Here is a 4,136-nt window from a genome sequence, read left to right as displayed (position 1 = left end):
GCGTTCCCGAGGAGAACGTCATCGGTGAAGTCGACGAGGGCTTTTACCAGCTGATGGAGTTCTTCGCCTCCGGGCGCACCAGCGTCGCCGCTCAAGCCGTCGGCGCCGCCCAAGGTGCGCTAGATTCGGCCCTCGAGTACGCGACCGAGCGCGAGCAGTTCGACCAGCCGATCTCGGAATTTCAGGCGATTCAACACAAACTCGCGGAGATGGCGACCAACGTCGAGGCCGCCCGGTCGCTGACCTACCGCGCCGCGACGCAGGTCGAACAGGGGAACCAGGAGATCGCCGCCCGGTTCTCGAGCATGGCGAAGCTATTCGCCTCCGAGCACGCCGTCGACGTCGCCGACGAGGCGATCCAGGTCCACGGCGGCTCGGGTTACGTCACGGACTACCCCGCCGAACGGTACTACCGCGACGCCCGCATCACGAAGATCTACGAGGGCACGAGCGAGATCCAGAAGAACATTATCGCCGACCAGCTCCTGTAAGGGGCACGGCGTTCCGTTCGATTTTGTCGGCAGACTCGGAATACGTAAATCATCTGCTTCGTGAAAGTGAGGACGACCGTCGGCCTCGTCAATCCGAGTTGCGGTGGCGCGCGCTGAGCCACGGTGAGCGAACTCGCGAACCGTGGTTCGACGTTGTGCGAGGGATGAACGAGGGAACAGAGTGACCGAGGTTAGCGCGGAACCGAAGGTTCCGCGAACCATGCGAACAGGCCGGCGGCCCGTGAGCAGGAATCGGTTGGGGAGGGTGTGGAAATCCCCTGTGTCCACGATACGCAAAACGATCCCTCCAGTCGCTCTCCTACAGCAACTGGAATTGGTCGAGAAGTACCTGCAGTATCAGACATTTCGTGGGTGGTTTCTGAATACCGAACTCGCGATGCTACCAGTACGTCGCGACAGCCTTGCTATGGAACCCGGAACTCGAGCGCCATGCCCTGACCGTAGCCGACGCACATCGTCGCCAGCCCGAGGCCGCCGCTCCGCCGACGCAGTTCGTGAATCAGCGTTACGGGCAGCCGCGCGCCCGACGCACCGAGCGGGTGGCCAATGGCGATCGCACCGCCGTTAACGTTGAATATCTCGTCGTCGAAGCCGAGTTCGTCCCTGCAGTACAGCGTCTGGCTGGCGAACGCCTCGTTGAGTTCGACGAGGTCGTAGTCGTCGGCCGACCGGCCGTTTCGCTCCCAGAGCCTCCGGACCGCGGGTACCGGCCCGATCCCCATCACCCGCGGGTCGACGCCGGCGACCTCGTGGGCCTCGATCTCGGCCAGCACCTCGAGGCCGCGCTCCTCGGCGAACGCCCTCGAGGTGACCAGTACGGCCGCCGCGCCGTCGGAGATCTGCGAGGCGTTCGCGGCGGTGACGGTGCCGTCCTCCTCGAACGCCGGCGGCAGGCTGGCAATCTTCTCCTTCGTCGTGCCCGGCCGGAGTCCCTCGTCCACCTCGACGACCGTTTCTCCGGTGTCGATCGGCACGATCTCGTCGTCGAACCGTCCCGCTTCGGTCGCCTCGCAGGCGCGCTGCTGACTCCGGGCACCGTAGGCGTCCTGGCGCTCTCGAGAGATGTCGTGTCTGCGGGCGACCGTTTCGGCCGTCCGACCCATCTGTAAGCCCGCGACGTCGTACTGCTCGGCGATGCCGCCGTAGGCGTCGATCCCCCGTCGACGCTCGTTGCGGGACATGTTCTCGACGCCGCCGGCGACGATAACCTCGCGCTGGCCGGCCCGAATCGCGTCGCTCGCGCTCGCGATCGCCTCCGCGGAGGAGGCACAGAGGCGGTCGATCGTCGTCCCCGGTACCTCCTCGCCAAGTTCCGAGAGCAGGGCGATGACGCGGGCGATGTTGTTGCTCTGCTCGTCCACCTGCTTCGCACACCCCCAGCGGACGTCGTCGACGTCCGCGCCGGCGAGTCCCGTTCGCTCGAGCATCGCGTCGACCAGCGGCACCGAGAGCTCCTCGCTTCCGGTCTCGGCGAAGACGCCGCCGTGTTTTCCCTGCGGGGTTCTTACTGCCTGTACGACTACGGGCTGCTGTGCGGCCATGGGGGTAGCTCACACTCGACGGACAAAGGCGCTGCGTTCTCCGTACCGGCGAACGTCAGCGTGAGAACGGGAACGTTTTTCACGATCTGTTGGGTGTGGTAGCACATGTACGTTGCAGTCCTCGGAGCCGGGAGTATGGGCCACGGAATCGCACAGGTGTCCGCGATGGCGGGCCACGACGTCGTCCTCCGGGATATCGAGGCCGACCTCGTCGAGGACGGGCTCGAGGGTATCCGCCAAAATCTCCAGGGCGGCGTCGACCGGGACAAGCTCTCGGAAGCGGAGATGGAGGAGGCGATCGCGCGGATCGAGGGGACGACCGACCTCGCGGACGCCGTCGCCGACGCCGACCTCGTGGTCGAGGCCGTTCCCGAGGACATGGGTCTCAAGAAGGACGTCTTCGCGGACGTCGAGGACGCCGCCGACGCGGAGACGATCATCGCCTCGAACACGTCCTCGCTGTCGGTGACGGAGATGGCCAGCGCCCTCGAGCAACCCGAGCGCGCCGTCGGGCTCCACTTCTTCAACCCGCCGCACCTGATGGACCTGGTCGAGATTGTGATCGCCGAGCAGACCGACGCGCGAACGGAGGAATTCGCCGTCGACTACGTCCGCGGGATCGACAAGGAGGACGTCGTCGTCCGCGACAGCGCCGGTTTCGCCACCTCGCGGCTGGGGCTGGTGACAGGGCTCGAGGCGATCCGGATGGTCGAGGAGGGCGTCGCCAGCCCGGCTGACATCGACGAGGCGATGAAACTCGGCTACGGCTACCCGATGGGACCGATCGAGCTCGGTGACCACGTCGGGCTGGACGTCCGGCTGCACATCGCCGAACACCTCCGCGAGGAGCTCGGCGAGCGGTTCAAACCGCCGCAGGCGCTGCGCCGGAAGGTTCGGGCGGGTAAGCTCGGCAAGAAGTCCGGCGAGGGCTTCTACGTCTGGGAGGACGGCGAGCGCGTCGGCACGAGCGGCGACTGGGGTGACGAGCGATGAGCGACGCTCGCGACGTCCTCGCGGACGAGTACAACCTCCTCTCCGTCGAGGTCGGCGAGCGCGCCGACCGGGTCGCCACGGTCGCCATCGAGCGTCCCGATGCCCGCAACGCGCTCAACGGCCAGGTCCGAACGGAGCTGAAGGACGCAGTCGCCGCTGCGGAGGTGGACGACGACGTTCGCGTGCTCGTGCTCACCGGCGGCGAGGGATCGGGCGCGTTCGTCGCCGGCGCGGACGTTACGGAGTTCCAGGATCGCGGGCTCGTCGAGCAGCGCGAGGCCAGCAGCCGCCCGCGGGTCTACGAAACCGTTGACGACGCCTCGATTCCCGTCATCGCGCGGATCAACGGCCACGCGCTCGGCGGCGGCTGCGAACTCGCACAGGCCTGCGACGTCCGGATCGCCCGGGCGGGCGCGAAGCTCGGTCAGCCCGAGATCAACCTCGGGCTCATCCCCGGCGGCGGCGGCACCCAGCGTCTCGCCCGCCTCGTCGGCGAGGGACAGGCGATGCGGCTCGTCCTCTCGGGCGAACTGATCGACGCCGAGGAAGCGCGCGAGATCGGGCTGGTCGACGACGTCGCGGCCGAGGACGACCTCGACGACGCCGTCTACGACCTCGCCGAATCGATGGCCGAGAAGAGTCCGATCGCTCTCGAGTTCGGCAAGAAGGCCGTCAAGGCCGGCTCCAGGATGAGCCTCGAGGAGGGCCTCGAGTACGAGTCCGAGCTGTTCGTCCAACTCTTCGCAACCGAGGACAAAGACGAGGGGATCGAAGCGTTCCTCGAGGGACGCGAGCCGGAGTTCGAAGGGAAGTAAGCCTCGTCCCGATCTCGCCGCCGTGGCTTATCGATACTCAGCGATAGTCGGATTTTTGGGGTAGCGTTCGCCTGCGAGTTCATTCGTCGTTCTTTCGTTAGTTCTACGGACGAAATGTCGAGCCGATTCGAAGAAGAATAGCTCCGCGGAGAGATATCGAGCATCGAGAAGCCGGTACTGAACAAGAACTAAGTCACAGCTCCCCGCCTAATTGAACATGAACGTCCTCGCGCAGACGGAGGTGACGAGGGAGACCTACTGGGGGCTCAGCAGCA

4 protein-coding genes are annotated in these 4,136 nt (G+C 66.2%); 3 read left to right on the top strand and 1 reads right to left on the bottom strand.

Features of this window, described 5'->3' with window-relative positions:
- Nucleotides 1–491 (top strand): acyl-CoA dehydrogenase family protein (locus ACNA7R_RS19450; RefSeq protein WP_416285174.1); only part of this gene is annotated, 491 nt, incomplete at its 5' end.
- Between the two features lie 425 nt (nt 492–916).
- On the opposite strand, the gene ACNA7R_RS19445 is transcribed toward ACNA7R_RS19450, so the two are convergent.
- Nucleotides 917–2,053, bottom strand: coding sequence for a thiolase family protein (locus tag ACNA7R_RS19445; protein WP_416285172.1), 1,137 nt, complete (start codon nt 2,051–2,053; stop codon nt 917–919).
- A gap of 105 nt (nt 2,054–2,158) precedes the next feature.
- Here ACNA7R_RS19445 and ACNA7R_RS19440 point away from each other — a divergent pair, with 105 nt between their 5' ends.
- Nucleotides 2,159–3,046 (top strand): 3-hydroxyacyl-CoA dehydrogenase family protein, encoded by an 888-nt coding sequence (locus ACNA7R_RS19440; protein ID WP_416285170.1) that lies wholly within the window; start codon nt 2,159–2,161, stop codon nt 3,044–3,046.
- Nucleotides 3,043–3,861 (top strand): enoyl-CoA hydratase/isomerase family protein, encoded by an 819-nt coding sequence (locus ACNA7R_RS19435; protein ID WP_416285168.1) that lies wholly within the window; start codon nt 3,043–3,045, stop codon nt 3,859–3,861. The genes ACNA7R_RS19440 and ACNA7R_RS19435 overlap by 4 nt, the downstream gene beginning before the upstream one ends.
- The last annotated feature ends 275 nt before the right edge of the window (nt 3,862–4,136 follow it).

The sequence above is a fragment of the Natronococcus sp. genome (assembly GCF_047921035.1).
Lineage (GTDB): Archaea > Halobacteriota > Halobacteria > Halobacteriales > Natrialbaceae > Natronococcus.
The sequence above is the reverse complement of the archived record's forward strand: the minus strand, read 5'-3'. Positions and strand labels throughout refer to the sequence as shown.

Bases quoted from the DNA above. Each gene is read 5' to 3' on its own strand.
- ACNA7R_RS19445 (WP_416285172.1), bottom strand. From the start codon at position 2,053: ATGGCCGCACAGCAGCCCGTAGTCGTACAGGCAGTAAGAACCCCGCAG.
- ACNA7R_RS19440 (WP_416285170.1), top strand. From the start codon at position 2,159: ATGTACGTTGCAGTCCTCGGAGCCGGGAGTATGGGCCACGGAATCGCA.
- ACNA7R_RS19435 (WP_416285168.1), top strand. From the start codon at position 3,043: ATGAGCGACGCTCGCGACGTCCTCGCGGACGAGTACAACCTCCTCTCC.